The organism is Streptomyces sp. SDT5-1 (assembly GCF_052245995.1).
Lineage (GTDB): Bacteria > Actinomycetota > Actinomycetes > Streptomycetales > Streptomycetaceae > Streptomyces.
Genome location: NZ_CM125963.1, coordinates 2,141,359 through 2,167,655, shown reverse-complemented (window position 1 = coordinate 2,167,655; position 26,297 = coordinate 2,141,359). Strand labels below are relative to the sequence as shown.

General features: G+C 72.7%; 24 protein-coding genes and 1 tRNA gene. 10 read left to right on the top strand and 15 right to left on the bottom strand.

Going from position 1 to position 26,297, the window contains the following annotated elements:
• Nucleotides 1-56: 56 nt before the first annotated feature.
• Both ACTWJ8_RS10145 and ACTWJ8_RS10140 read right to left on the bottom strand, forming a co-directional pair.
• On the bottom strand, nt 57-1,823 hold the full coding sequence (locus ACTWJ8_RS10145) for a serine/threonine-protein kinase (RefSeq protein WP_356387577.1): 1,767 nt from the start codon (nt 1,821-1,823) through the stop codon (nt 57-59).
• Nucleotides 1,824-1,943: 120 nt separating this feature from the next.
• Nucleotides 1,944-2,028: transfer RNA gene (locus tag ACTWJ8_RS10140), tRNA-Leu, on the bottom strand.
• Between the two features lie 196 nt (nt 2,029-2,224).
• On the opposite strand from ACTWJ8_RS10140, the gene ACTWJ8_RS10135 reads away from it, so the two are divergent.
• The 3 genes from ACTWJ8_RS10135 to ACTWJ8_RS10125 all read left to right on the top strand — a co-directional run bounded on the left by ACTWJ8_RS10135 (nt 2,225) and on the right by ACTWJ8_RS10125 (nt 4,757).
• A complete protein-coding gene (locus tag ACTWJ8_RS10135; protein WP_443263629.1) occupies nt 2,225-3,550 on the top strand; it encodes a M20/M25/M40 family metallo-hydrolase in 1,326 nt (441 codons plus the stop codon).
• 129 nt (nt 3,551-3,679) lie between these two features.
• Entirely contained in the window at nt 3,680-3,913 is a 234-nt protein-coding gene (gene chpH / locus ACTWJ8_RS10130; protein ID WP_356387571.1) for a chaplin ChpH, read from the top strand.
• Nucleotides 3,914-4,037: 124 nt separating this feature from the next.
• Entirely contained in the window at nt 4,038-4,757 is a 720-nt protein-coding gene (locus tag ACTWJ8_RS10125) for a chaplin (RefSeq protein WP_356387568.1), read from the top strand.
• A gap of 122 nt (nt 4,758-4,879) precedes the next feature.
• Here ACTWJ8_RS10125 and ACTWJ8_RS10120 read toward each other — a convergent pair whose 3' ends face one another.
• Nucleotides 4,880-5,068: a DUF5703 family protein gene (locus tag ACTWJ8_RS10120; protein WP_018535088.1), complete on the bottom strand. Its 189-nt coding sequence runs from the start codon at nt 5,066-5,068 to the stop codon at nt 4,880-4,882.
• A 47-nt stretch (nt 5,069-5,115) separates the two neighbouring features.
• Here ACTWJ8_RS10120 and ACTWJ8_RS10115 point away from each other — a divergent pair, with 47 nt between their 5' ends.
• On the top strand, nt 5,116-5,763 hold the full coding sequence (locus tag ACTWJ8_RS10115; RefSeq protein WP_443263628.1) for a hypothetical protein: 648 nt from the start codon (nt 5,116-5,118) through the stop codon (nt 5,761-5,763).
• Nucleotides 5,764-6,238: 475 nt separating this feature from the next.
• Here ACTWJ8_RS10115 and ACTWJ8_RS10110 read toward each other — a convergent pair whose 3' ends face one another.
• Nucleotides 6,239-8,554, bottom strand: coding sequence for a helix-hairpin-helix domain-containing protein (locus ACTWJ8_RS10110; RefSeq protein ID WP_443264853.1), 2,316 nt, complete (start codon nt 8,552-8,554; stop codon nt 6,239-6,241).
• 296 nt (nt 8,555-8,850) lie between these two features.
• On the bottom strand, nt 8,851-9,834 hold the full coding sequence (locus ACTWJ8_RS10105; protein ID WP_356387559.1) for an aldo/keto reductase: 984 nt from the start codon (nt 9,832-9,834) through the stop codon (nt 8,851-8,853).
• Between the two features lie 144 nt (nt 9,835-9,978).
• On the opposite strand from ACTWJ8_RS10105, the gene ACTWJ8_RS10100 reads away from it, so the two are divergent.
• Nucleotides 9,979-11,034, top strand: a complete 1,056-nt coding sequence (locus tag ACTWJ8_RS10100) for an LLM class F420-dependent oxidoreductase (protein ID WP_356387556.1) — start codon at nt 9,979-9,981, stop codon at nt 11,032-11,034.
• A gap of 228 nt (nt 11,035-11,262) precedes the next feature.
• On the top strand, nt 11,263-12,051 hold the full coding sequence (locus ACTWJ8_RS10095) for a ferritin-like domain-containing protein (RefSeq protein ID WP_443263627.1): 789 nt from the start codon (nt 11,263-11,265) through the stop codon (nt 12,049-12,051).
• 18 nt (nt 12,052-12,069) lie between these two features.
• Here ACTWJ8_RS10095 and corA read toward each other — a convergent pair whose 3' ends face one another.
• Nucleotides 12,070-13,071 (bottom strand): magnesium/cobalt transporter CorA, encoded by a 1,002-nt coding sequence (gene corA / locus ACTWJ8_RS10090; RefSeq protein ID WP_356387550.1) that lies wholly within the window; start codon nt 13,069-13,071, stop codon nt 12,070-12,072.
• A 62-nt stretch (nt 13,072-13,133) separates the two neighbouring features.
• Between corA and ACTWJ8_RS10085 the strand changes: the two genes are divergently transcribed.
• From ACTWJ8_RS10085 to mshC, 4 genes are all read left to right on the top strand, one after another.
• The gene (locus ACTWJ8_RS10085; protein WP_356387547.1) at nt 13,134-13,820 is read left to right on the top strand and encodes a histidine phosphatase family protein; all 687 of its coding nucleotides are present in this window, start codon (nt 13,134-13,136) and stop codon (nt 13,818-13,820) included.
• Nucleotides 13,821-13,918: 98 nt separating this feature from the next.
• Nucleotides 13,919-14,509, top strand: a complete 591-nt coding sequence (locus tag ACTWJ8_RS10080) for a DUF3090 domain-containing protein (RefSeq protein WP_356387544.1) — start codon at nt 13,919-13,921, stop codon at nt 14,507-14,509.
• Nucleotides 14,473-15,315 carry an SCO1664 family protein gene (locus ACTWJ8_RS10075; protein WP_443263625.1) on the top strand — a complete coding sequence of 281 codons (843 nt, stop codon included), beginning with the start codon at nt 14,473-14,475 and terminating at the stop codon, nt 15,313-15,315. The genes ACTWJ8_RS10080 and ACTWJ8_RS10075 overlap by 37 nt, the downstream gene beginning before the upstream one ends.
• Nucleotides 15,316-15,421: 106 nt before the next feature.
• A complete protein-coding gene (gene mshC / locus ACTWJ8_RS10070) occupies nt 15,422-16,651 on the top strand; it encodes a cysteine--1-D-myo-inosityl 2-amino-2-deoxy-alpha-D-glucopyranoside ligase (protein ID WP_356387538.1) in 1,230 nt (409 codons plus the stop codon).
• Nucleotides 16,652-16,709: 58 nt separating this feature from the next.
• Here mshC and ACTWJ8_RS10065 read toward each other — a convergent pair whose 3' ends face one another.
• The 9 genes from ACTWJ8_RS10065 to ACTWJ8_RS10025 form a co-directional block, all read right to left on the bottom strand.
• Complete coding sequence (locus ACTWJ8_RS10065) at nt 16,710-17,312, bottom strand: hypothetical protein (protein ID WP_443263624.1); 603 nt, start codon at nt 17,310-17,312, stop codon at nt 16,710-16,712.
• A gap of 40 nt (nt 17,313-17,352) precedes the next feature.
• Complete coding sequence (locus tag ACTWJ8_RS10060; protein ID WP_443263622.1) at nt 17,353-19,101, bottom strand: S8 family peptidase; 1,749 nt, start codon at nt 19,099-19,101, stop codon at nt 17,353-17,355.
• A 173-nt stretch (nt 19,102-19,274) separates the two neighbouring features.
• The gene (locus ACTWJ8_RS10055) at nt 19,275-20,240 is read right to left on the bottom strand and encodes a PAC2 family protein (RefSeq protein ID WP_356387529.1); all 966 of its coding nucleotides are present in this window, start codon (nt 20,238-20,240) and stop codon (nt 19,275-19,277) included.
• Between the two features lie 141 nt (nt 20,241-20,381).
• The gene (locus ACTWJ8_RS10050; RefSeq protein ID WP_356387527.1) at nt 20,382-21,629 is read right to left on the bottom strand and encodes an MFS transporter; all 1,248 of its coding nucleotides are present in this window, start codon (nt 21,627-21,629) and stop codon (nt 20,382-20,384) included.
• The gene (locus ACTWJ8_RS10045; RefSeq protein WP_356387524.1) at nt 21,626-22,627 is read right to left on the bottom strand and encodes an aromatic ring-hydroxylating dioxygenase subunit alpha; all 1,002 of its coding nucleotides are present in this window, start codon (nt 22,625-22,627) and stop codon (nt 21,626-21,628) included. Before ACTWJ8_RS10045 ends, ACTWJ8_RS10050 begins: the two co-directional genes overlap by 4 nt.
• 6 nt (nt 22,628-22,633) lie before the next feature.
• Nucleotides 22,634-22,870, bottom strand: a complete 237-nt coding sequence (locus ACTWJ8_RS10040; protein WP_356387522.1) for a recombinase-like helix-turn-helix domain-containing protein — start codon at nt 22,868-22,870, stop codon at nt 22,634-22,636.
• A gap of 29 nt (nt 22,871-22,899) precedes the next feature.
• Nucleotides 22,900-23,841 carry a PDR/VanB family oxidoreductase gene (locus ACTWJ8_RS10035; RefSeq protein ID WP_443263621.1) on the bottom strand — a complete coding sequence of 314 codons (942 nt, stop codon included), beginning with the start codon at nt 23,839-23,841 and terminating at the stop codon, nt 22,900-22,902.
• Nucleotides 23,842-23,855: 14 nt separating this feature from the next.
• The gene (locus ACTWJ8_RS10030; RefSeq protein WP_443263620.1) at nt 23,856-25,502 is read right to left on the bottom strand and encodes a thiamine pyrophosphate-binding protein; all 1,647 of its coding nucleotides are present in this window, start codon (nt 25,500-25,502) and stop codon (nt 23,856-23,858) included.
• Between the two features lie 9 nt (nt 25,503-25,511).
• Nucleotides 25,512-26,288 carry an SDR family oxidoreductase gene (locus tag ACTWJ8_RS10025; protein WP_443263619.1) on the bottom strand — a complete coding sequence of 259 codons (777 nt, stop codon included), beginning with the start codon at nt 26,286-26,288 and terminating at the stop codon, nt 25,512-25,514.
• Between the last annotated feature and the right edge of the window lie 9 nt (nt 26,289-26,297).

The following is a 26,297-nucleotide window of genomic DNA, read 5'->3' as shown; positions in this document are numbered from 1 at the left end:
ACCGGCACACGAAGCCCGCGCGACCCCGTGGTCCCGCGGGCTTCGTGCTGTCCTGCCTACTGGGCGGCGGCGCGCCACACCTTTGCGTCGAGCGTCACGTTCTTGCCTTCGGTCTTGCCGCGCAGCGTCAGCAGCGCCACGTTCCCCGAACCGCTGGTCAGACAGAGCCGCTGGCCCACCGGCAGCTCGTACACCCAGTACGCGTCCTGGCCCGCCCCCGCGCCCCTGCACGCGTCGAGCGTGGCCGGCTGGTCGGCAGGCAGCAGCGCAAGCGAGGCCCCGGACGCGGTGCCCGGCGACAGCTTCGCGCCGTTGCTGAACACGGCGTAGTGGAGATCCTCGTCCACCCGCCCGTCGTCGGGCTTCGCCCGCACCGGATCGTCCGCGAGATACAGGTCCTGGCCGTCCGTCATCAGGATGCCCGGGTACGTCGCCGCGGGCGGCGGCTCGGACGTCGGCGCCCCACTCGTTTCGGGCGTCGAGGGCTCGTCCCCGCCGCCGTCCGCCGGAGCCCCCGAAGGCGCGGGCGCCACCGCCGACCTGGACGCCTCCGGAGCGGCGGAGGAACCGGGGGAGCGGGACGCCTTTCCGCCGGGGGAGGCCGACGCGGAGGCCGACCGCGTCACGTCCGCGCGGGCCGACGTCGCGGGCCCCGCGGCCTTGCCGTCAGGGCCCCCGCCCCGCGGCACCAGATAGAACACCGTCGCCGCCGCGCCGCACGCCACCAGCACCACTCCGGCCGCCGCGAGCCAGGCCCGCGCCCGCTTGCGCGGCGGCCGCGTGCCCACGGCGGCCGTCTCGGCACCAGCGGGGCCCGCGACCGGGGCCCCGGCCGGCGCGACGGGAGCCGCCTCGCTCGGCGGCTCCGCGGGCCCCGTCGGCTCCGCCCCCGCCACCCGCGCCCCCTCGGCCCGTACGGCGATCCCCTCGGCGACCTCGCCCGGCAGCCACGCGTCCGTGGCGGGGGCCGGACCACCGGGCAGGGACTCACGTATGGAGTGGACCTTCTCGATGACCTCCGTCACCGAGGGCCGGTCCTCCGGCTTCTTGCTGAGGCAGCCGGACACCAACTCCCGCAGCGGCTCCGGCACCTGCGACAGATCCGGTTCCTCGTGCACCACGCGGTACAGCACCGCGTGCGCCTCGCCCTCCCCGTACGCGGTGCTCCCGGTCGCCGCGAACACCGCGGTCTGCCCGAGCGCGAACACGTCGGCGGACCCGCTCGCCGAACCGCCGAGCACCTGCTCGGGAGCCATGTACGCGACCGTGCCCACGGTCGTCCCGCTGCTCGTCACGGACGTCGCGTCCGCGGCCCGCGCCACACCGAAGTCGATGACCCGGGGCCCGTCCGAGGCCAGCAGCACGTTCGACGGCTTCAGGTCCCGGTGCACGATCCCCGCGTCGTGCACGGCCTGCAGCGCCTCCGCTATCCCGGCCGTCATCCGGAGGACCGTGTCCACCGGCAGCGGCCCGTGCTCCCGCACCGCCTCCGCGAGCGAGGGCCCGGGGACGTACGCGGTCGCGCACCACGGCACATCGCTCTCGGTGTCGCTGTCGACGACCGGCGCCGTGTAGAGCCCGTGCACCTTGCCCGCGGCGGCGACCTCGATACGGAACCTGCGGCGGAACTCGGGGTCCTCGGCCAGCTCCGGTCTGATCACCTTGACGGCGACGGCACGGCCGCCCGGCGTGTGCGACAGATAGACCCGGCCCATGCCACCCGCACCGAGCCGTGCGACCAGGCGGTACCCGCCCGCCGTCCGAGGATCGCGGTCGTCCAGTGGGCGGAAACCGTCCGCCCCGGGCCCACCGTTCGCCAACACGCCGTACGCCACCCCTGTTCCCTCTCGTGGCCGACCATTGCATCACGCGCCACTCGGGCCACAGGGAGCCAGCTCCCCCGGAAACGCAAAAGACCCCAGATGAACTGGGGTCTTTCTCTGTGTCCGAGGGGGGACTTGAACCCCCACGCCCGATAAAGGGCACTAGCACCTCAAGCTAGCGCGTCTGCCATTCCGCCACCCGGACAAGGTGTCTGCCGCTCTGTGCGGGGTGCTCCCCGCGGCGACACAGAGAACATTACCAGGGATTCGGAGTGCCTCGATCAGCCCCCCGCCCGACGGCCCCGCGACTGTGAACGGCACGTGACGCCGGGCGCCCGGCCTTGGGTCCCGAGGCCGAGGAGAGAGAGGATGAGGGAATCCACGGCAAGAGAGGAAGCAGCGTGAGCGAGCCGAGCACGGGCAGGGCGGTCTCCGGGCAGGACGAGGTCGTCGACCTCTGCCGCGAACTGATCCAGATCGACACCAGCAACTACGGCGACCACTCGGGCCCGGGCGAGCGCAAGGCCGCCGAGTGGACCGCCGAGAAGCTCGCGGAGGTCGGCCTCGACCCGCAGATCTTCGAGTCCCATCCGGGCCGCGCCTCCACGGTCGCCCGGATCGAGGGCGAGGACCCCTCGCGGCCCGCCCTCCTCATCCACGGGCACACCGACGTCGTCCCGGCGAACGCGGCGGACTGGACCCACCACCCGTTCTCCGGCGAGGTCGCCGACGGCTGCGTCTGGGGCCGCGGCGCCGTCGACATGAAGGACATGGACGCGATGACCCTCGCGGTCGTCCGCGACCGGCTGCGCACGGGCCGCAAGCCCCCGCGCGACATCGTCCTCGCCTTCCTCGCCGACGAGGAGGCCGGCGGCGTCTACGGCGCCCGCCACCTGGTGCGCAACCACCCCGACCTGTTCGAGGGCGTCACCGAGGCGATCAGCGAGGTCGGCGGCTTCTCGTTCACCGTCAGCGAGCAGCGCAGGCTCTACCTCGTGCAGACCGCCGAGAAGGGCATGCACTGGATGAAGCTGACCGTGGCCGGCACCGCCGGACACGGCTCCATGATCCACCGCGACAACGCGATCACCGAGCTGTCCGAGGCCGTCGCCCGGCTCGGCCGCCACAAGTTCCCGGTCCGCGTCACCAAGACGCTGCGCGCCTTCCTCGACGAGCTCGGGGACGCGCTCGGCACCGAGCTCGACCCGGAGGACATGGAGGAGACGATCGCCAAGCTCGGCGGCATCGCCAAGCTGATCGGCGCCACGCTCTCCAACACCGCCAACCCGACGCAGCTGGGCGCCGGTTACAAGGTGAACGTGATCCCCGGCGAGGCCACGGCCAACGTCGACGGCCGCTTCCTGCCCGGCCACGAGGACGAGTTCCTCGCCGACCTCGACCGGATCCTCGGCCCGAAGGTGCGGCGCGAGGACGTGCACGCGGACAAGGCCGTCGAGACCACGTTCGACGGGGCGCTCGTCGAGGCCATGAAGACCTCCATCGAGGCCGAGGACCCGATCGGCAAGGCCATCCCGTACATGCTCTCCGGCGGCACCGACGCCAAGTCCTTCGTGGAGCTCGGCATCCGCAACTTCGGCTTCGCACCGCTCCAGCTGCCGCCCGAGCTGGACTTCGCCGGAATGTTCCACGGCGTCGACGAGCGGGTGCCGGTCGACGGCCTGAAGTTCGGCGTGCGGGTCCTCGACCGTTTCATCGACGCGTCCTGAAATCGTTCGCGTGTACATGGTGAACCGGAACGAGTGAACCCGTCCTGACGCTCGTAGCCCCATTGGTTGTTCCTCGTTACAGGGAGTGCAGTCCGCGGCTGGGACTGCATTTGCCAACAAGGAGGAATAATGATCAAGAAGGTCGTCGCTGCTGCGGCTGCCACTGGTGGTCTGGTTCTCGCGGGTGCGGGCATGGCCGTCGCCGACTCGGGCGCTCAGGGTGCTGCCGTGCAGTCCCCCGGCGTGCTCTCGGGCAACGTTGTTCAGGCTCCGATCCACGTCCCGGTGAACGTGTGCGGCAACACGATCTCCGTGATCGGTCTGCTGAACCCCGCCTTCGGCAACACCTGCGCCAACGACTGACGTCGTTGTGCCTCACCCCTTGAGGGTCTGAGCCCCCGGCCCCGGAGCGCGTGTCCACGCACTCCGGGGCCGACGGGTTGGGCATCGTTCCAGGGCAAGACTTCTAGGCAAGGCAGGAAAACCTATGCGACAGGTCATGCGGAAGGGCCTGATCACCGTGGCGGCCGCGTCCGGCGTACTCGCCGTCACCGGGGGCTACGCGCAGGCCGACTCGGGCGCGAGCGGAAGCTCGTCGGACTCTCCGGGCGTCCTGTCCGGCAACTCCGTCGAGGCTCCCGTGGACGTACCGGTGAACGCCTGCGGCAACACCATCAACGTCGTCGGACTGCTCAACCCCGCGTCGGGCAACGACTGCTCGAACGACTCGGGCGACTCGGGCGACAAGTCCGGCGGCTCGCAGGCGAGCGGAAGCTCATCGGACTCGCCGGGCGTCGGTTCCGGCAACCATGTGTCGATCCCGGTGCACGTGCCGGTCAACGCGTGCGGCAACTCCGTCGGTCTCGGTTCCATCGGGAACAGCACGACGGGCAACGACTGCTCCAACGGGGGCGACAGTTCGACCCCGCCGCCGTCGGACTCGCACACCCCGCCGCCCTCGCACCACGGGCAGCCGCCGGCCGACACCCCGCACGACGGCGGGGGGAACACGCCGAACGAGCCGGGGACGCAGACGGTGTCTCAGCCCAAGGGCGAGTCCCAGCTCGGCCCGACCGGCAGCCCCCGGGCGACCGGCACGCTCGCCGAGACCGGAAGCTCGGTGCCGCTGGGCGCGGCCCTGCCGCTCGCCGGCGGAGCGCTGCTCGCGGGCGCGCTGCTGTACCGGCGGGCGAACGCCGCGGCCTGACATCGGGCGGTACGAGAGAGTGGTTCGAGACGGAGCGGGTCCCGCGCGACGGGGCCCGCTCCGTATTTCTTGATCTCTGGCGGCTTCTCTTCTTCTCGTACGGCTTCTCGTACGGCGTCAGGTCACCATGTCGCCCGTACCTGGCGGATGATCCGTCGGCGCAGGCGCACGCGGCGACTGCCGTCGCGGCGCAGGCTCAATCGGTCCAACTCCCAGTGTCCGTACTCGGCATGGTCCGTCAGCAGACGCGTCGCCTCCTTGCGGGAGACCCCGCGCGGTACGTACACGTCGACAAATTCGTATTCCGGCATCGCATCTATTGTGCGGGCAGCGGCCCGGTACGGATAGCGTCTGCACTATGTCTGATGCTGCGCAGCCCACCGCTGCCGAGGTACGCGCCGCCGCTGAGGCGGTCAAGGCTGCGCTCGACGCCCACTTGGCGGCCGTCGAGCGCCGGTCGGGAGAAGACGACCCGGCCGTCTACGAAGCGTTCAACGAACTGGCCGCCGCGGCCGAGGAGTACGACGAGCTCCTCTACGACCGCTACGACGAGGTCACCCCCTTCGAGATCCCCGGCGGCGAGGACTCGCTGCCGCCGTACGCGGGGCCCGAGGAGCCGAACGCGCTGAGCGTGCTGATCCGACGCGACTACGCCGTGGTCGAGCCGCAGCGTCTGCTCTCCCAGGCCGGGCGGGTCGCCGACCTGGACGAGGACGGCTCCGCCGGGAACGGGGCGGGGAGCAGCGTGCACGCCGCGCTCGGCGTCCTCTTCGGCGAGTTCGAGCCCGACGAGATCGCCACCCGGCACAAGGAGTTCGGCCTGGAGGAGGGCGACTCCACGCTCTGGGTCACGGCATCGGACGAGCCGGCGGAACCGGGGGAGTGGCTGGAGTCCCCCTTCGACCAGGTCGACCCCCAGCAGGTCGTCTGCCGCTTCGACGTGAGCGCGGTCTTCGACGACGACACCCTCGACCCGGACGACCCGCCGCTGGACCCGGGCGTGTAGCGGGCGGTGCGGCTGCTGGCGGCGGGCCGCCCCTCCGGGGGGCGTAGGCCCTACGGGGTGCCGCAACGGCTGGGGTCAGCCGCCACCGCCTCGGGCGAACGGCCGCCGGGGCGGCTGCCCCACCCGTTGCGGTCGCCGCGCGGCCTACGGGCTGCTGCCGCCGCCCAAGATCCCACCCCCCGCCCCCTCCGGGGGCGTAGGCACCCCGGGGTGCCGCAACGCCTACGGGCAGCCACCACCGCCTTGGGCAACGTGCCTCCCCCAGACTCCGTCCGGGGGGACCCCCAGGGCGGCAGGGTGGGCAAGGCGGCCCCCGGTGCCGCGCAGCGGGTACGAGGGCGCGAACCACGGCGCGGTCAGGCGCCAACACCAACCAGGGCGCACCAGGCGGCAAGCCCAGCCACGGCGCGGCAGGGCCGAACCCCAACCACGGTGCGGCAGGCGCCAACCCCCGGTCCCCCGTGGAGCGGGAGCGCTACGGAGACGGGACCTGGGCTCGGACCAGGGGGCGCAGGCGGGTTGTGCGGGGTTTCGGGGGGACCGAGGAGACCGCTCGGGGGAGGGCCGCGTCCGCGCCGTGGACCACCGAGAGGTGACGCTCACCGCGTCCGAAGGCCGTATAGACCCAGGGACGACTGAGCGCCTGCGTCGCATCGCCCGGCAGCACCACGACGGCCGCGGGCCACCGCACCCCCACCGCCTGATGCCCGGTGATCGCCCACCCGTGCCGCACCGCGCCCCGGTCCACCTGCTCCTTCGGTACGAGGACCGGCGCCCCGTCGCACTCGATGCGCAACCCTTCCGCGTCCGCCCCGACCACCACACCGGGCCGAATCCGCCCGCGCCCGGTCACGTACACCACCCGGTCCCCGGGGTCGAAGCCCCCGAACCGTCCAGGCCCGGGGTTGAGCCGCTCCTTCAACGCCTCGTTCAACGCCCGCGTCCCCGCCGCACCACCGTGCCCCGGCGTGATCACCTGCGTCTGCTCCGCCGGCACCCCGATCGCCCGCGGCACCGAGTCCGCCACCAGCTGCACGGTCCGGTGGATCGCCTCCGCCGCGTCCCGCACCGGAACGATCACGACCTCCTTGCCCGGCGCCTCCACCTGGTTCAGCTCACCGATGCCGATACCGGAGACCAGCTCGCCGATCGGCCCGAAGTCCGGCGTACGGGAGGCGATGCGCGGGCAGATCTCCGCCGCCGCGACGTCCGCGAACACCCGGCCGGGCCCCGCCGACCACAGCGTCCCCGGATCGCCGCTCAGGACGAGGCACGTGCCGTCCGCGAGCAGCTCGACGAGCATCGCCGCGTCGCCCACCGTCAGTTGCGGCGCGTCCAGGACCACCAGCACGTCGAGGGCGAACGCCCCGTCCCGGTCGAGCCCCGGTCCCTCCGCCTGCGCGAGCAGCCCCGCCACCGTCGCCGTCGCCGACTCGGGGGCGTCGGGGCCGAGGAGTTCGGCGGCGCGGCGGCGGCCGTCCGTGCTGTGCGCGGCGACGCACACCCGCAGCCCCAGCCGGCCCGCGGCCTCCGCCGCCGCGACCGGCTCGGCACGGGCGGCCTCGCCGCCGGTGTGCAGGACGAGGCGGTGCGCGGCGATCGCCCGGATCAGCTCGGCCGTCGTGCCGCGCGCGGCAGCCGCCGCCTCCTCCAGGCCCGCGGCGGCGGGACCTCCGTCCTTGGGCGCGGCGTTGATCAGCCGCGCGAGGCCGTCGGCGAGGCTCTCCTCCGCGAGCGCGTACCGCTCGAGCCCGACCAGGACCCGTACGGGGCGCTCAGCCTCTTCCTCCTCCTCGCCGTCCTCCTCCGCGGCGGCAGGGGTGGGCGCGGGGGCGTCCTCCAGGGGGTCGTGGAAGATCAGCGCGTCGCCCTCCGCGACGGCGCTCTGCACGGCCTCCTCGGGGTCGGGCACGCCGCGCTTGCCGAGCGCCTCCGCGAGGACCGGGAGGTCGAGGGCCGTGTGGCCGGCGTCCGCGGCCTGTTCGAGGAGCCAGACGGTGACGGCGCGGCCCCGCCGCTCGTCCTCCGGACCGCATTCGGCGCCGAGCAGCGCCCGCGCGAAACCGTCCGCCTGCTCGGGCCTGACCCCGCTCACCCGCAGCAACTGCCACGGGTCCGCGCGCAGTTCTTCGCCCGCTCCCTCGCCGAGGGTGGCGGCGGCCGCGTCGGCGAGCGTCTCGGGCGCGCCGCCCTCGACGAGCACGGCACGCACGGCCGCGACGGCCTCGGGGGCAGGGCCCGCCTGGGCGTCGGCCCGCGGCCTGGGCGGGGCCTCGGCGGCGGCCCGCTGCGGCTCGGGGGTGGGCTCGGGGCGCGCGAGTACGGGGGCGGTGACCGGCTTCTCGCCGCTCTCCACCGCGCGTACGGCGGCGAGCAGGTCGGCGGCGGTGCCGCTCAGCTTCGTCCCGGCCTCGATCGGCCCGTCCTTGGCGGCCTTCCGCTGCGCGATCCGCTCCCGCAACTCCCGCTGCGCGGCCAGCTCCGCCTCGGCCTCCGACATCTCCCCGGCACCGTCCCCTTCGGCACCGCCCGCCTCGGCGGCCCCGTCGGCCGACACTTCGACCCCGGCTCCGTCGCCTTCGGTAACGACCGGCTCGGCCCCCTCGGAAGCACCCTCGGCGGCCCCGTCGGCCGACACTTCGACCCCGGCTCCGTCGCCTTCGGTAACGACCGTCTCGGCCCCCTCGGAAGCACCCTCGGCGGCCCCGTCGGCCGACACCTCGGCCCCGGCTCCGTCGCCCTCGGCAGCGACCTCCTCGGAAGCACCCTCGGCGGCCCCGTCGGCCGGCACCTCGACCTCGGCTCCATCACCTTCGGCAGCGATCGCCTCGGCGGCCTCCCCGGACGCGACCTCGGCGGCCCCATCCACCGACGCCTCGCCCCCGGCACCGTCGCCATCCGCAGCGCCCGTCTCGGCCCCCTCGGCGGCCCCGCCCGCCGACGCCTCGGCACCGGCGCCGGCCTCGGCGGTGTTCTCCAGGGGCGCGGTGTCCGTGCCGGCGCCCCCCGACGGGCCCCCCGGGTTCGTGTCCGGCCCCGTGTCGGGGCGGGCCCCTGACTCGTTCTCCGCGGCAGCGGACTCCGTACTCACAACGTGCTCCAGTCCTGATCGGGGTAGCGGTGCACGGGCGCCGACACATCGTCGAGCGCCTGGCAGATCTCGTCAGGAAGACTAAGCGCCTCCACTGACAACGCCGCCGTGAGCTGCTGCGCGTTGCGCGCGCCGACGATCGGCGCGGCCACCCCGGGCCGGTCCCGCACCCACGCGAGCGCGACCTGGAGCGGCGTCACGGCGAGCCCGTCCGCCGCTATCGCCACCGCGTCCACCACGTGCGCCGCCGCCTCGTCGAGGTACGGCGCGACGAACGGCGCCATGTGGTCGGAGCCGCCCCGCGAGTCGGACGGCGTGCCCGTGCGGTACTTGCCGGTCAGGACCCCGCGGCCGAGCGGCGACGACGGCAGCAGGCCGATGCCCAGGTCCAGGGCGGCGGGCAGCACCTCGCGCTCCACGCCCCGCTGGAGCAGCGAGTACTCCATCTGCGTACTGGCGAGCCGCGTCCGCATCCCGGGCGCGGCGAGCTGCCACGTGCCCGCCTTGGCCAGCTGCCAGCCGCAGAAGTTCGACACTCCCGCGTACCGCGCGCGCCCGCTGCTGACCGCGATGTCGAGGGCCTGGAGCGTCTCGTCGAGCGGGGTCGCCGGGTCGTACGCGTGCACCTGCCACAGATCGACGTACTCCGTGCCGAGCCGGGACAGCGAGGCGTCCAGCGCGGCGAGGAGGTGGCCGCGGGAGCCGTCGAAGCGGCGGTCGGGGTCGGGCACGCTGCCCGCCTTCGTGGAGATCACCAGGTCGCGCCGCGGCACCAGGCGCTCCATGAGCCTGCCGAGCAGATACTCGGACTCCCCGTCCCCGTACACGTCGGCCGTGTCGACGAGGGTGCCGCCCGCTTCCCAGAAGGCCTTCAACAGGTCGGCGGCGTCGTGCTCGTCGGTGTCCCGGCCCCACAGGAGGGTGCCGAGCCCGATCCGGGACACACGCAGGCCGGTGCGGCCGAGATGCCTCTGCTCCATGGGCGCTGAGGTTACTGGCCGAAGGTCAGGAACGGGGCTCCTGTGGATATCTGTCGCCGGGGTCCGCGGGTTAGGGTGCCGGTCGAGGCACCTTACCCATGGGTAATTCACCGGATTCGGTACGGCGTTAAGGGGATGTGGTCAATGAAGCTCGGCATCAACCTCGGCTACTGGGGCGCGGGGATGGACGCGGACAACCTGGCCGTGGCGAAGGAGGCCGACAAGCTCGGATACGCGGTGTGCTGGGCCGCCGAGGCCTACGGCTCCGACGCCGCCACCGTCCTCGCGTACGTCGCCGCCCAGACGGAGCGGATCGACGTCGGCTCTGCCATCTTCCAGATCCCGGCCCGGCAGCCCACGATGACGGCGATGACGGCCGCGACCCTCGACTCGCTGTCCGGCGGCCGCTTCCGGCTCGGCCTCGGCGTCTCGGGCCCGCAGGTCTCGGAGGGCTGGTACGGCGTCAAGTTCGACAAGCCACTGGCGCGCACCCGCGAGTACGTGGAGATCATCCGCAAGGCCATGAGCCGCGAGCGGGTCTCCCACGACGGCGCGCACTGGACGCTGCCGCTGCCCGACGGGCCCGGCAAGCCGCTCAAGCTGATCGTGCACCCGGAGCGCGAGCGGATCCCGCTCTACATCGCCGCGATCGGCCCGAAGAACCTGGAGCAGACCGGCGAGATCGCCGACGGCGCCCTGCTGATCTTCCCGGCGGCCGAGCACCTGGAGGAGACCGCGCTGCAGCACATCCGCGCGGGCCGCGAGAAGGCCGGCAAGACCATGGAGGGCTTCGACGTCTGCCCCACGGTCCCGCTGGCGCTCGGCGAGGACAAGGACGTCAGCACGCTCGCCGACATGTTCCGCCCCTACACGGCCCTGTACGTGGGCGGCATGGGCAGCCGCAAGCAGAACTTCTACAACCAGCTCGCGCAGCGCATGGGCTACGAGAAGGAGGCCGCCGAGATCCAGGACAAGTACCTGGCGGGCGACAAGGAGGGCGCGGCCGCGGCGATCCCGCAGCAGCTCATCGACTCCACCACGCTGCTCGGTTCCGTGGACCGCATCGCCGACCGGATGCGGGCCTACGCGGAGGCCGGTGTCACCACGCTGACCGTCAACCCGGCGGGCCTCACGCTGGACGAGCGGCTCGCCTCGCTGCGGGCGGGCACCGAGGCTCTGGAGCGCGCCGGACTGGCGTAAAGCCTCGGGGAGATTTCTGCGGCCGTGGTGGGGGCTCGGGGGGTCTTCCCCGCCACGGCCGTCACAGAGCACAACGCGTCACGCGGGGCCGGGTTACGGCCTGGTTCCGCGGCCGGGGTCCCCCGTTCGGACGAGTTGGCCCGCACAGCTGTTGCCCCACCCCATGTCCCGCATTTGACTCGGACTTTGCAGTAGTGGGAGTCCGGCGCGGCGAGATGGAGGTCGCAGATGCTGTCGGCCAGGAGTCTGTTCCAAGAGATCATCGACAACGACGAGTCGTTCCGACTGTTCTGTTCCATCGCCGCCAGCGGCGAGTCCCAGGGCGGCTGGGAGAACGGGCGGATCGCCGCCCTGGTCCCCGAGAGCGAGCACGGCCTCGCCCCCAAGATCGCGCGGCACGGCGCGGACGAGGACAAGCACGGGCGGATCTTCAACGCCCTCATGAAGAAGCGCGGCCTCGAACCGGTGCCCGTGCCCCCGGAGACCGACTACACGATGCTCCTGGAGCGGCACGGCATCGGGCTCGCGCACGAGCAGCTCAAGCGCGACGTGCGGCTCTCGGTGCAGGACATCGTCACGTACCTGGCGCACAGCAGGGTCACCGAGCAGCGGGCCTCCGAGCAGATGGAGATGCTCCGCAAGCACTTCGCCGACGATCCGGATCTCGGCCGCGCCGTCAGGATGATCTCGAACGACGAGGACAACCACCTCGCGTACTGCCACGAGGAGTTGCTGCGGTTCGCCTACGCGGGGCACGGGCGCACCATCCAGCGGATCCTGCGCGAGTGCGCCCTGGCCGAGATCGCGATCTACCGGGACGTGAGCCTCGCCGTCATGGCGCACATGGGGCGCGTACTGGGCTGGTCGAAGCCGAAGGCCGCCGCGCTCGCGGCGGGGATCCAGGCCATGTACGTGTACGAGCGCCTCGGCGGATGGCGGCGCATGGTGTCGCTGAGGATGCCGGAGCGGCGTGACGCGCTGGGCGGCCCCGCGAGCACGTCCGTCGAGTTCGCCTGAGCCGGAGCCCGAGGCGGACTACAGCCAGCCGCGGCGTTTGAACATGCGGTACAGCAGGAGTTCAAGCGCGGCCATCACCACGATCACCGCCGGGTACGCCCACACCCAGTGCAGCTCCGGCATGTGGTCGAAGTTCATGCCGTAGACGCCCGCGATCATCGTGGGGACCGCCGCCATCGCCGCCCACGCCGAGATCTTCCGCATGTCGTCGTTCTGCCGCACGCTCATCTGCGCCAGGTGCGCCGAAAGGATGTCCGAGACCAGGCGGTCGAGGCCGTCCACGGACTCGTTGACCCGCGTCAGGTGGTCGTTCACGTCCCGGAAGAACGGGCGCGCCTCCTCGTGCACGAACGGCACGGCGGCCAGGCCCCAGGGCCCGACCCCCGCGAGCCGTTCCAGCGGCATCGCCAGCGGCCCGGTGGCCCGCCGGAACTCCAGGATCTGCCGCTTGAACGTGTAGATCCGCTCGGCGGTGTCCCGGGTGCCGCCGCCCTGCGGCGAGAACACCTCGGTCTCCAGCTCCTCCAGGTCCGTCTGGAGCTCCGCCGCGACCTCCAGGTAGTGGTCCACGGTGGCGTCCGCGACCGAGTACAGGACCGCCGTGGGCCCTTGCTTCAGGAAGTCCGGCTCGGCCTCCAGGCGCTGTCGTACGGCCTTCAGGGGCGCGCCCTCGCCGTGCCTGACGGTCACCACGAAGGAGTCGCCGAGGAACAGCATCAGCTCGCCCGTGGACACCTTGTCGCTCTTCGGCTCGTACACGACCGGCTTGAGGACCACGAACAGCGAGTCGTCGTAGATCTCCAGCTTGGGCCGCTGGTGTGCCTTCATGGCGTCCTCGACGGCCAGCGGATGCAGCCCGAACTCGTGGCTGACCCGGTCGAACTCCTCCTCGCTCGCCTCGTGCAGCCCGATCCACACGAACGCGTCCCCGGCGGCCCGCGCCTCGTCGAGCGCGACGGAGAAGTCCGCGGGCCGCTCGATGCGGCGCCCGTCCCGGTAGATGGCGCAGTCGACGATCACGAGGCGAATTCTTCCCAGGACCGGCCACTGCCGCACGTCGTCGTGTGCTTAGGCTGGGGCACATGCCCACGCTCATCCTTGTCCGGCACGGCCGGTCCACCGCAAACACCTCCGGTGTGCTCGCCGGCCGGATGCCCGGTGTGGCGCTCGACGAGCGCGGGTCCGCGCAGGCCGCGCGGCTGCCCGAGCGGCTCGCGGGAGTGCCGGTCGCCGAGGTCGTCACGAGCCCCCTGCAGCGCTGCCGGGAGACCGTCGCACCGCTGCTCGCCGCCCGGCCCGAGCTGACCGCGCACACCGACGAGCGGATCGGCGAGTGCGACTACGGGGACTGGTCCGGCCGCAAGCTCGCCGAGCTGACCGACGAGCCGTTGATGCAGGTGGTGCAGCAGCATCCGACGGCCGCCGCGTTCCCCGGCGGCGAGTCGATGCGGGAGATGCAGCACCGGGCGGCCGAGGCGGTGCGGGAGTGGAACGCGCGCGTGGAGCGCGAGCACGGCGAGGACGCCGTCTACGTCATGTGTTCGCACGGCGACATCATCAAGTCCCTTGTCGCGGACGCCATCGGGCTGCATCTGGACCTCTTTCAGCGGATCTCCGTAGAGCCGTGTTCCATCACGGCGATCCGTTACACCCGCCTGCGCCCCTTTCTCGTACGCCTCGGCGACACCGGCGACTTCGCGTCCCTGGCGCCGCGCGAGACGCCGCAGGGGCCCGACGCTCCCGTCGGGGGCGGCGCGGGCGCACCGTGATCGTCGGCCGCAGTAGGGTGAAGCAGCCGTAAGCACAGTCGGCCCGGTCGCGCATGACCGGTTCAAGCCAGTCGATCCCGATCCCATGGAGACAGGACGTGTCCCGTCAGGTGTTCCTCTACGACCCTCCGGAGCGCTTTGTGGCCGGTACGGTCGGTCTCCCCGGGCGCCGCACCTTTTTCCTGCAGGCCACGGCAGGAACGCGGGTCACCAGCGTCGCCTTGGAGAAGACCCAGGTGGCCGCGCTCGCCGAGCGCATGGACGAGCTGCTCGACGAGGTCGTGCGGCGCAGTGGTGGCAACGCCCCGGTGCCCGCCGTGGCCCCCAGCGAGATCTCCGACACCGCGCCGCTTGAGGCGCCGGTCGAGGAGGAGTTCCGCGTCGGGACGATGGCGCTCGCCTGGGACGGCGACGAGCAGCGCATGATCGTCGAGGCGCAGGCCCTCGTCGAGCTGGACGCCGAGTCCGACGAGGACCTGGCCGAGGCCGAGGAGCGGCTCCTCCAGGACGAGGAGAACGGCCCGCCGATGCTCCGCGTCCGCCTCACCGGGAACCAGGCCCGCGCGTTCGCCAAGCGGGCGCTCGACGTCGTGAACGCGGGCCGTCCGCCGTGCCCGCTGTGCAGCCTGCCGCTCGACCCGGAGGGACACGTATGTCCGCGCCAGAACGGATACCGGCGCGACGCGTGAGCGACCGGGACCTGCTCGCCCTCGGTGAGCTGCATGTGGAAGGGCAGATCCGCGAGGCCTCGAACGCGGTGCTCCTGTGCACCGTCGCCCACGAGGGCCGCGAGGCGACCTGTGTCTACAAGCCGGTGCGCGGGGAGCGCCCCCTGTGGGACTTCCCCGACGGCACGCTGGCGCAGCGCGAGGTCGCCGCGTACGAGGTATCGGAGGCGCTGGGCTGGGGCCTGGTGCCGCCGACCGTGCTGCGCGAGGGGCCGTACGGCGAGGGCATGGTCCAGCTGTGGATCGACGGCCCCGACGAGGAGGACGAGGCCGGGTCCGAGGGGCGGGAGCTGCTGGCTCTCGTCGACCGTGAGGAGCCCGAGGAGGGCTGGAAGGCGATCGGGTTCGCGGAGGTCGGAGAGGGCCGTACGGCGCTTCTCGTGCACCGCGACGACCCCCGTCTGCGCCGGCTCTCGGTGCTCGATGCCGTGATCAACAACGGTGACCGCAAGGGCGGGCACCTGCTCGTCGACGCCGAGGGTCACCTGTACGGCATCGACCACGGTGTGACGTTCAACGCCGAGGACAAGCTGCGCACGCTGCTGTGGGGGTGGGCGGGGGAGCCGCTCACCGAGGAGGCGACGGTCGCCCTGGAGGGGCTGCGGGCGGCCCTGGGCGAGGGCGAGCCGCTCGCGGCGCGGCTCGGTGAGCTGATCACCCCGGTGGAGCTCGACGCCGTACGGGAGCGGGTCGCGGGCCTCCTGAAGACCGGCCGCCATCGCGAGCCGGGCGGCGACTGGCCCGCGATCCCCTGGCCACCGGTGTGAGCCCGAGGGCCCTAACGCCTCTCGCATGATCGCGCAAGAGGGCCGGTTCGGCCATTACGCCTGGTCCGGTTCGTATACGGAAGCAGCATCCGGTTAGGCTCGATGCATGCATGCCTGGCCCGCTTCTGAGGTCCCCGCCCTGCCCGGCAAGGGCCGCGACCTCCGGATCCACGACACCGCGACCGGTGGGCTCGTCACCCTCGACCCCGGTCCCGTCGCCCGTATCTACGTCTGCGGCATCACGCCGTACGACGCGACCCACATGGGTCACGCGGCGACCTACAACGCGTTCGACCTCGTGCAGCGCGTGTGGCTCGACACCAAGCGGCAGGTTCACTACGTCCAGAACGTGACGGACGTCGATGATCCGCTCCTGGAGCGGGCCGTGCGCGACGGCATCGAGTGGGAGGGCCTCGCCGAGCGCGAGACCGCCCTGTTCCGCGAGGACATGACCGCCCTGCGGATGCTGCCGCCGCAGCACTACATAGGCGCCGTCGAGGCGATACCCGGAATCGTCCCGCTCGTCGAGCGGCTGCGCGACAGCGGCGCCGCCTACGAGCTCGAGGGCGACATCTACTTCTCCGTGGAGGCCGACCCGCACTTCGGGTCCGTCTCGAACCTCGACGCCGAGGCGATGCGGCTGCTCTCCGCCGAGCGCGGCGGCGACCCGGAGCGCCCCGGCAAGAAGAACCCGCTCGACCCGATGCTGTGGATGGCCGCCCGCGAGGGCGAGCCCAGCTGGGACGGCGGAACGCTCGGCCAGGGGAGGCCCGGCTGGCACATCGAGTGTGTCGCCATCGCCCTCGACCACCTCGGCATGGGCTTCGACGTCCAGGGCGGCGGCTCCGACCTCGCCTTCCCGCACCACGAGATGGGCGCCTCGCACGCCCAGGCGCTCACCGGCGAGTTCCCGATGGCCAAGGCGTACGTGCACGCCGGCATGGTCGGCCTCGACGGCGAGAAGATGTCCAAGTCCAAGGGCAACCTCGTGTTCGTGTCGCAGCTGCGGCGCGATGGCGTCGACCCCGCCGCCATCCGGCTCGCCCTCCTCGCGCACCACTACCGCTCCGACTGGGAGTGGACCGACCAGGTGCTCGCCGACGCCGTGGCCCGCCTCGACCGCTGGCGCGCCGCCGTCTCCCGCCCCGACGGCCCGTCCGCCGAGGCCCTCGTCGAGGAGATCCGCGAGGCGCTCGCGAACGACCTGGACGCCCCGGCCGCGCTGACCGCCGTCGACCGCTGGGTCGAGGCCCAGTCCGCCGAGGGCGGCACGGACGAGGGCGCCCCCGGCGTCGTCTCGCGTGCCGTGGACGCCCTCCTGGGCGTGGCGCTGTAACACCTCCTCCGTAGGCATCGAGGGCGTCTCCCGTGCGGGAGGCGCCCTCTTCACGTCGTCAGACGCGCTGCACCCTGACGCTGCGCAGGACCGTCGGCGAACCCGTGTCCCAGACGCCGACCACCTGGTGGCCGAAGGCGAAGGCCTCCTGGATCTCGTCGTGCGCCTGCGGGGTCGGGTTGTTGAGGACCCGGAACTGGTTGTTGATGCGCAGGAAGATCTGGCTCGGCTGGCCCGGCAGCGGCTGCACGATGTCGATGTAGCCGTCCGCGACGCCCGCGGCCAGCGCCTGCTGCTGCACCTGCTGGTGGGACTGCTGGATCGCGGTCCGCTGGATCTGCTGGAGCAGCTGCTGCGTCTGCTGCTCCATCTGCTGCGCCTGCTGGTCCTGCTGCTGCCCGAACTGCTGCTGGCCGTACTGCTGTTGCTGGCCGCCGAACTGCTGCTGACCGTACGGCTGCTGCTGGCCGCCGAGCTGCTGGAGCAGCTGCTGGTACGGCTGCTGCTGGCCGAGCTGCTGGAGCTGCTGCTGCAACTGCTCCTGGCCGAAGGGCTGCTGCATCTGCTGGCCGTACGGCTGCTGCTGCGGGCCCATGCCCTGCTGCTGGTGGGGCGAGGTGCTCGGGAACTGCTGCTGACCCGTCTGCGGTGTCATGCTCATGCGGGTGTCACCTTCCATCAACGGTTGGTGCTGTCGTGCCTCAGCCCGTGACGACCAGGCCGACGACCTCGTCGTCCGAGAACCACACGCGTACGTCGGGCCGTCCTCCGCGGAAGGCGGCGTGCACCGCCTGCCGGATGTCGGGGGACGGGTCGGTCAGATTGCGCCAGGATCCGGCCACGAAGAGCCGCAGCCGGGGCGGGAGTTCCGGCGGGTACGGGATCAGCTCGTCCCAGTACCGCTCCGCCTGGCCCGAACCGACCGTGGAGGGCAGCAGATTGGTCACCGCCCCCTTGATGTCGGGCCGGTTGCCGATCCGCTGCGACGCGGGCCGGCCGGGGGCGTCCTGCTGCGGGGAGCCGGTCGCCCTGAGCACCTCGCGGGCCCGCCGTGACGTCATCGGGCGCTGACCGCCTGCCTTGAGCATTCCCTGGAGGGCGGCCAGCGCGCCGACGACCACCGGGGAGGCGGACGAGGTGCCGGAGAAGGTGTCGGTGTACCAGGCGATCTCCTCGGCGCCGCCCTGCAGATCGCCGGGCCGGTCCCAGGAGCCGCCGGTGGTGGTGACCTCGCGGCCCCAGCCCTGGGCGTCCACGCGGGCGCCGTAGTTGGAGAACGCGAGGCGCGAGCGGTCCGGGCCGTGGTCGCGGCCGTGCGTGCCGGGTGGCGGCGCGCCCGCGCCCACGAGGACCGCGTCGGTCGAGCGGTTCGACGGGTTGAACGGGTTGTGCCACCACGCCGGGAACTCGTCTGGACGCCGCTCGTACACCGCGTCGTCGAGGGATTCCGCGCCGTTGCCCGCCGCGCCGACGACCACGATGCCCTTGGCCGTCGCGTACGCGATGGCCGCGAAGTCGTCGGGCCACCACTCCAGGGCGATGTAGCCGCGCTGGTCGTCGCGCGGCTCGAAGTCGAACCGCGGCCCGGGGCGGTGCAGTTCGATCAGGATCACGTCCCCGGGGCTCAGCCGCTCGGCCGCCGCGTGGATCGCCGCCGCCGTGCCCACGCCCTGGAAGGAGGCGGCCGCGGTGACGGCCTCCGGCACGATGCCGGTGATGCCCCGCTCGTTGCGGTCGCCGCCGATCACGCCGAGGACGGCCGTGCCGTGGTTGCGCCACGCGACGTCCGCGAGCGGGGTGCCGACCACGATCCCCGCGAGCTTCGCCGACAGGTCCTCGTGGCCCAGCTGCCAGGCGCCCTCCACGTCGACGACGGTGACGCCCTCGCCGCTGCCGCCGAGCCGCCGCCACGCCCAGTGCGCGTCGATGCCGGCGGGCGCGGGCCCCAAGTAGCCCTGGCGGCCCGTGTAGTCGGGCGTCGCGGCCGTCTTCTCCTTGAGCCGCCGCGCCTCGTCGAAGTTCTCCGGGGACGGCGAGGGCGACGGCGCGCGCGCCGGGACCGCGCCCGGCTTCACGTACGCCGTGTCGATCTCCGGGAGCGCCGCCATCCGCGCCCGCAGCTCCTGCGCCCGGTCGGCGCCGCCGCGCACCCGGTAGAACTGCGCCAGGTCGGGCACGTCGGCGCCGGGTGCCGCCGCCTCCTGGACCCGCTCCTCGCCGCCGAACAGCGGTTCAAGGGCGAGTTGTTCGTCCCCGAGGAACATGTTCAACGCCGAGACGTCGGCGCCCGCGGCGGAGCGCACGCCGTCCGCCTCGGCACGCAGCCGGGCCTCCGGGCGCGCCACGACGATGAGTTCCTCTTCGGCTCCGCGATAGGTGAAACCGGATCCGTCCGGTCCGGGACCCGCCGCTCCCGGCCCCTGCGCCGGGCCCGCGTGCTGGTCTGTCATCGGTCCACAGCTCCCCTCGCCACATCCGGTCGTACGGGTCGTCTGCTTGTGCCGTGTGCCGTCGAGACTCGTCGGGTCGCAAATCGCTGTCACGCCGCAAACCGGCCAAGCCTGCCGCGCGGACACGACGGAGGGCGGGGCGCTCGTCGCCCCGCCCTCCGGTCATGTCGTCTCTACTCGTCGCCCTCGTCGCCGTCCGGGCGCGGCGGCTTCGGCGGCCTGGTCCTGCCGCTCGGGTTGTCCCGCAGGTGCGAGGAGCCCTCGCCGCCGTCCGTCGCGTGACCGCCGGGGCCCGCGCCCGGATCGCGGCGCCGCAGATAGCGCTCGAACTCGCGGGCGATGGCCTCGCCGGACGCCTCGGGCAGCTCCGCGGTGTCGCGGGCCTCCTCGAGGGACTGCACGTACTCGGCGACCTCGCTGTCCTCCGCGGCCAGCTGGTCCACGCCCAACTGCCAGGCGCGCGCGTCCTCGGCCAGCTCGCCCAGCGGGATGCGCAGGTCGATCAGGTCCTCGAGGCGGTTCAGGAGGGCCAGCGTCGCCTTCGGGTTCGGCGGCTGCGACACGTAGTGCGGGACCGCCGCCCACAGCGAGACCGCGGGGACGCCCGCGTGCGTGCAGGCCTCCTGGAGGATGCCGACGATGCCCGTCGGACCCTCGTACTTGGTCTCCTCCAGGTTCATCCGCGTCGCCAGGTCCGCGTCCGACGTGACGCCGCTGACCGGCACCGGCCGGGTGTGCGGGGTGTCGCCGAGCAGCGCGCCGAGCACCACGACCAGTTCGACACCCAGCTCGTGCGCGAAGCCCAGCAGCTCGTTGCAGAACGAGCGCCAGCGCATCGACGGCTCGATGCCCCGCACCAGGACCAGATCGCGCGGCTTGTCGCCGCCGACCCTGACCACCGAGAGCCGCGTCGTCGGCCATGTGATCTTTCGCACGCCGTCCTCGACGAACACCGTCGGGCGGTTGACCTGGAAGTCGTAGTAGTCCTCGGCGTCCAGCGCCGCGAACACCTCGCCCTTCCACTCCTTGTCGAGATGCGCGACCGCGGTGGAGGCGGCGTCGCCGGCATCGTTCCAGCCCTCGAACGCGGCCACCATGACCGGGTCGACCAGCTCGGGAACCCCCTCGAGCTCGATCACCCAGCGCCTCCTTCCAACGTGCCCTCGCGTACCTGCCCACCTTACGGCGTCGGCGGGGGCCCTCCGCATCCCCTTGTGGGCGCGGACTGCCCCGAACACTGCCCCGCGGTGGAGTGGTCCACTCCACCCGGCGGGCCGGCGTTACGCCCGGGCGAGGGACGCGGCGTCGGGCGCGTCGGCCGGTGTCTCGCGGATCGGCCTGAGCAGCAGCCATGCCCCGCACAGCAGGGTCAGCGCCTGCGCCCCCGCGAGGAGGGTGAATCCGGCGCCGAAGCCGTGGCCGCCGCTCGCCGCGATGGCCGCGCCCATGAGGGTGGGCATGAACGCCGACACGAGGTTGCCGACGCCGTTCACGACTCCGTAGGCGCTGCCGACGAAGTGCGCGGGCGCGCAGTGCTGGACGAGGGTGGGGATGGCCGGGCCCTGAAGGCCCCAGAAGCCGCCGGCCAGGATCAGCCCGGTGGCCGCGAGGCCGTCGCTGTCCGCGCCCGCGACGAGCAGCACGCAGACCGCCGTGCCCGCGGAGCCCACGACGAACGGCAGCGCGAGCAGCCGCCGCGGCAGCCGGTCGAGCACCAGTCCGCCGAGGAACCCGGAGACGAGCGACATCAGGAACGGCAGCGCGGAGACGATCCCCATCGCCGACAGCGAGAAGTGCCGCTCGCGCAGCAGGTACGACGGCAGCCAGGCGCTCGACCCCCACAGGTACGCGAGCGTGGCGATCTCGATGACCAGGATCGGCGCCAGGCGTGGCATCCGCAGCGCGCCCTTGAGCGTGGCCCCGAAACCGGGGCGCTCGGCGCCGCGCACCCCACGTCCTCGTACGAAGAGGAGGATCAGCGGGAGGCCGATGACCGCGTTCAGGGCCGCGAGGGCGATGAACGAGGTGTGCCAGTCGAAGCGGTAGACGAGCCACGTGATCAGGGGCAGGCCCGCCGCCGTGCCCAGGGAGACGCCCATGGAGCTGACGGCGTTCGGGCGGCCCGCCTCGTGCGGCGCGAAGTGCTCGCGCACGTACATCGTCTTGAGCGAGAACAGCGGCCCCTCGGCGGCGCCGAGCAGGGCGCGCAGCACGGTCAGCGTGAGCGCGCCGAGCGCGTACGGGGACAGCAGTGTCATCAGCGACCACAGGGCGACGCTGACGACGAGCCCGCGCCGCACCCCGAGCGACGTCTCGTAGAACGGGGTGAGGACGAACGCCGCGATGCCGTACCCGACGAGGAACACGGTCGACAGGGCGCCCTGCGCCGTCGGGTCGCCGGTGATGCCGAAGTGGTCGGTGAACGCCTTGTCCGTGATGAGGACGGAGACGTTCACCCGGTCCACGTAGCTGATCAGGACGATGACCAGCAGGCTGAGGACGCCCGCCCAGCGGGCCCTGGTGCTCATGCGCCCGCGGACTGCTTCTCGGCCTCGCCGCGGTACATGCGACGCAGGCGCACCACGCCGAGGTCGTGCTGGTAGAGGTTCTCCTGCTGGTCGGCGTCGGCCGGCATGGCCTCCAGCATGGTGCGGTCCTGCTCCAGGACCTCCCAGTGGCGCTCCTCGATGAGCGTCTTGTAGAGGAAGCGCCAGGTGTCGCGCTGCCAGTCCTGGACCTTGCGGTAGCGCCAGAAGAAGACGGCGCAGCGCTCCTCGTCGACCGGGCGCACCATGCCGACGATGCCGAACGGGCCGCCGGGGCCCGCGGACGGCGGGTACGGGATCGACAGGTCGACCCAGTCCACGCCCGTGCGGCACAGCTCGACCCAGTCGAAGTTGACGCCCCGCTGGTCGGTCTTCTCGAAGAAGTAGCCGCGATCGGTCTCGCGGATGCGGAACTTGGCGGTGGTGTCGCCGTCGAACATCGTGTGCGAGTCGTGGTGCAGGAACTGGCCGTGCATCGGGTCGAGCAGGTTCTCGACGCCGAAGCGCCACGGCACCTCCCACTCGGCGTAGCACAGGAACGCGTCGATGTCCGGGTCGGTCAGCGGGTCCGGGAGCGTCAACTCGACGGGCTCCGGGTGCTGTTCGTCGCCGAAATACGCGAGGACGGCGCCCGCCACCTCGCGCACCGGCAGCGACGTGACGAGCTTCTTGCCCTCCAGGTTGCAGCCGGGCAGACCGGGCACCGAGGACACGGTGCCGTCGGTCTCAACCTCGACGCCGTGGTACCAGCAGGCCACCCGGTCGCCCAGGTGCTTGCCGAGGGAGAGCGGGGCGCCGCGGTGCGGGCAGCGGTCGGCGAGCATGCTCAGGGTGCCGTCCGAGCGGCGGAACAGCAGCCACTGCTCACCGAGGACGGTGACCTTGCGCATGGCGCCGGGCGCGACGAAGGAGGACGGGACGACGGGGTGCCACTGGTTGCGCAGGCCGGTCGCGTAGATCTTGTCGGCGGTCAGAGCCATGGTGCGTCACGCTCCCAGTCGGTGCATCTCGGCGCGGAAGGATTCCTCGGTCCACGGCTGCCCGTCGGGGGCGTGGACCTGACGGGCGTTCAACCCGGTCACGACGTCGGCGAGTTCGTGGCCGACCTTGGTGAAGACCTCTTCGAGCGTCGCCGCGAGCTTGTACTCGTACGGGCTCGGCTCGTGCGTGCGCGACTGGTGGACCTCCAGGTAGGGCCAGTCGGTGGTCGGGGTGCTGCTCATGGGTGTCTCCTACGGATTCCAGGAGGGGATTACAGGTCCAGGACGAGGCGGGAGCCGGCGGCGCAGCGCGAGACGCAGATCATCATCGAGGCGTTCGCGGCGTGCTCGGCCTCCGACAGGAGGAAGTCGCGGTGGTCGGGGGCGCCCTCGATGACGCGGGTCTCGCAGGAGCCGCAGATGCCGTCGCGGCACGAGCTGGACACGTCGATGCCCGCGGACTCGGCGGCCTCCAGGATCGAGGTGTCGGCGCCGACGGTGAGGGTCTGCCCGGAGGCCCGGCACTCGACCTCGAACTCGCCGTCGTCCGCGGACCGTTCGACGACGGGCGCGGCGAACCGCTCCAGGCGCAGCCGCTCGGCGGGGCAGCGCTCCTCGACGGCGGCGAGCAGCGGCTCGGGCCCGCACGAGTAGACGAGGGCCCCTTCCGGCAGCTCCGCGAGCGTCGCGTCCAGGTCGATGTGCCCCTGCTCGTCCTGCGGTACGAGAGTCAGGTCGCCGCCGAGCGCGGCCAGCTCGTCGGTGAACGCCATCGAGGCGCGCCCCCGGCCGCCGTACACCATGCGCCAGTCGGCGCCGCGCCGCGCGGCCTCCCGGGCCATCGCGAGGATCGGCGTGACGCCGATGCCGCCCGCGACGAACACGTACGCCGGGGCGTCCTCCAGGGCGAAGTGGTTGCGCGGCTCCGACACGGTGACCTGCTGGCCGGGGCGCAGCTTGGTGTGCACGTGCCGCGAACCGCCGCGCGACGACGGCTCGTTGAGCACACCGATGCGGTACGTGCCGCAGTCGGCCGGGTCGCCGCACAGGCTGTACTGGCGGATCTGGCCGCCGACGTGCACGTCGAGGTGCGCGCCGGGCTCCCAGGTGGGCAGCGGCTTGCCCTCGGGGTGGGCGAGCTCGACGGACAGGACGCCCTCGGCCTCCCAGGTCATCCGCCGGACCAGCAGATCCATTCGACGCTCTTCGGTCATGGTGGTGGGCCTCCTTACGCGCCGGGGATCTTCACGGGCGGGGTGAACGGGTTCTTCATCGGGCCGAGCGCGGCCAGGTCGACCTCGACGAGGGTCGGGCCGTCGGAGGTCACGGCCTGCTCCAGGACCGGCCGGGCGTGCTCGGCGTCGGCGATCCGCAGGTAGGGCAACCCGCAGGCGCGGGCGAGGAGTTCGAAGTCCGGCGTCGCGAGGTCGACGCCGGAGCGGCGCTCGCTGTATCGGTCCTGCATGTTGCGCAGCACGCCGTAGCCGCCGTCGTTGAAGACGAGGACGGTGAGGCGCGGTCGCTCCTGGGCGACGGTGAGCAGCTCGCCGAGGTGCACGGCGAGGCCGCCGTCGCCGACGATGACGACGGTGGGCCGCTCGGGGTCCGCGAGCGCGGCGCCGATGCCCATGCCGAGGCCCTGCCCGATGCCGCCGCCGCGCGGGAACACGTTGGAGCGCGGGTCGTACATCTCCAGGAGCCGGTTGCCCCAGCTGCTGGACGGGATGGTGACGTCGCGGGCGACGACGGCGTCGCGGGGCAGCACGGCGCGCAGCGCGTCGCAGATCGCGGCCTGCGGGCCGATGTTGTCGTGCAGCGTGGCACGGACCTCGGCGCGTACGTCCTTGATCCGTCGCGTCCACGAGGCGTCGGCCGGGCGGGCGTGGGGGAGCAGCGCTGTGAGGGCGTCGGCGGCGTCGGCGTGCAGGGTGTGCGCGGCCGGGTAGACGCGGCCGAGGGCGGCGGAGTCGACGTCGATCTGGATGTGCCGCTCGGCGTCCGGGAGCCTCAGGCCGTAGTCGGCGGTCTCGTTGGACCGGAAGTGGGTGCCGACGGTGAGGAGCACGTCGGCGTCGGCGAGCAGGGCCCGCCCGGCCGGGGTGGTCGCGAAGTTGCCGATGACCTGCGGGTGGTCCTCGGGGACCGCGCCGCGCCCGGAGTTCGAGGTGAGCAGGCCCGCGCCGGTCGCCTCGACGAGCGCGGTCAGCTCGGCGCCCGCGCGGGCGGCGCCGCCACCTGCCCAGATCAGGGGACGTTCGGCAGTGGCCAACAGGGCGGCGGCCGCGGCGAGTTCGACCGAAGGAACCGACGTGACGGTCGGCTCCACCGCGACGGGAGCGTCCGTCTGCGCCGCGTACTGCAGGTCGATCGGCCACTCCACGCTCGCCGGGCCGCCGGGCGAGGCGAGCGCGGCGCGGGCGGCGGCGCGCAGCACGTCGCCCGCCTCGTCGGTGGAGCGCACGGTGGCGGCGTACGCGGAGACGGCGTCCAGCATGCCGAGCTGGTCCTTCGTCTCGTGGATGAACCCGCGTCCGCTGCCGAGGAACTCGGCCTCGACCTGGCCGGTGACGTGCAGCACGGACGTGCCGGATGCGAGCGCCTCGATGAGCGAACCGGCCGCGTTGCCCGCGCCCGTGCCCGTCGAGGTGAGCGCGCAGCCGATGGTGCCGCGGGCCCGGCCGTAGGCGTCGGCGGCGTTGACCGCGCTCGCCTCGTGCCGCACGGGCACGAAGCGCAGCTCGCGGTCGACGGCCTCGACCAGCGGCAGGTTGTGCACGGACACGATCCCGAAGACCGTGTCGACGCCCAGTTCCTTGAGGACGGCGACGAGGAGGTCACCGCCGTTGGCGTACGCCGTGGATGTCGTATCGGACATGCGAACTCCTCAGAGAATGCCGCGGCCGACGCCGCCGCAGACATCGATGCCGGTTCCGGTGATGTACGAGGCGCGCGGCGAGAGCAGCGCGACGATCGCGTAGGCGACCTCCTCGGCGCGGCCGAGCCGGCCGAGCGAGACGCCGCGGTCGGCGGCGAGCTCCGCCTGCCAGTCCTCGTACGACATCCCGGAGCCGGCGGCGGCGTGCCGGCGCGTCCACTGGCCGGTGTCGACGAGGCCGAGACAGACCGAGTTGACCCGGATGCCCTCGGGGGCCAGCTCCTGGGACAGGGACTTCGAGAGGTTGAGGATGCCGGCGCGGGCGGCGCTCGTCGTGATGAGCCGCGGCTCGGGCTGCTTGGCGAGCACCGCGTTGACGTTGACGACGGAGGCCGCGTCGGACGCCTTCAGATACTTCCGCGCCGCCTGCAGCGGGTTGAGCACGCCCGCGAACTTCAGCTCAAGCTCGTCGCGCCAGTCGTCCTCTGTGGTGTCGTCGAGGCGCTTCATGCGGGACTGGCCCGCGTTGTTGACCAGCCCGTCGACGCGCCCGCCGAACGCCTGGGCGGACGCCGTGACGAACCCGCGCACGGCGTCGGCGTCGCGCACGTCGCAGGTCGCGGTGTAGAGCCGGTCGTGCGTGCCGATCCTCTTCAGGCGGTCGGCGTCGCGCCCGCAGGTGGCGACGTTCGCGCCTTCGTCGAGGAGGGCGCGGACCGTGGCCAGGCCGACGCCCGAGCTGCCTCCGGTGACCACATAGGTCCGGTCGGCGAGGCCCAGATCCATAACTACGTT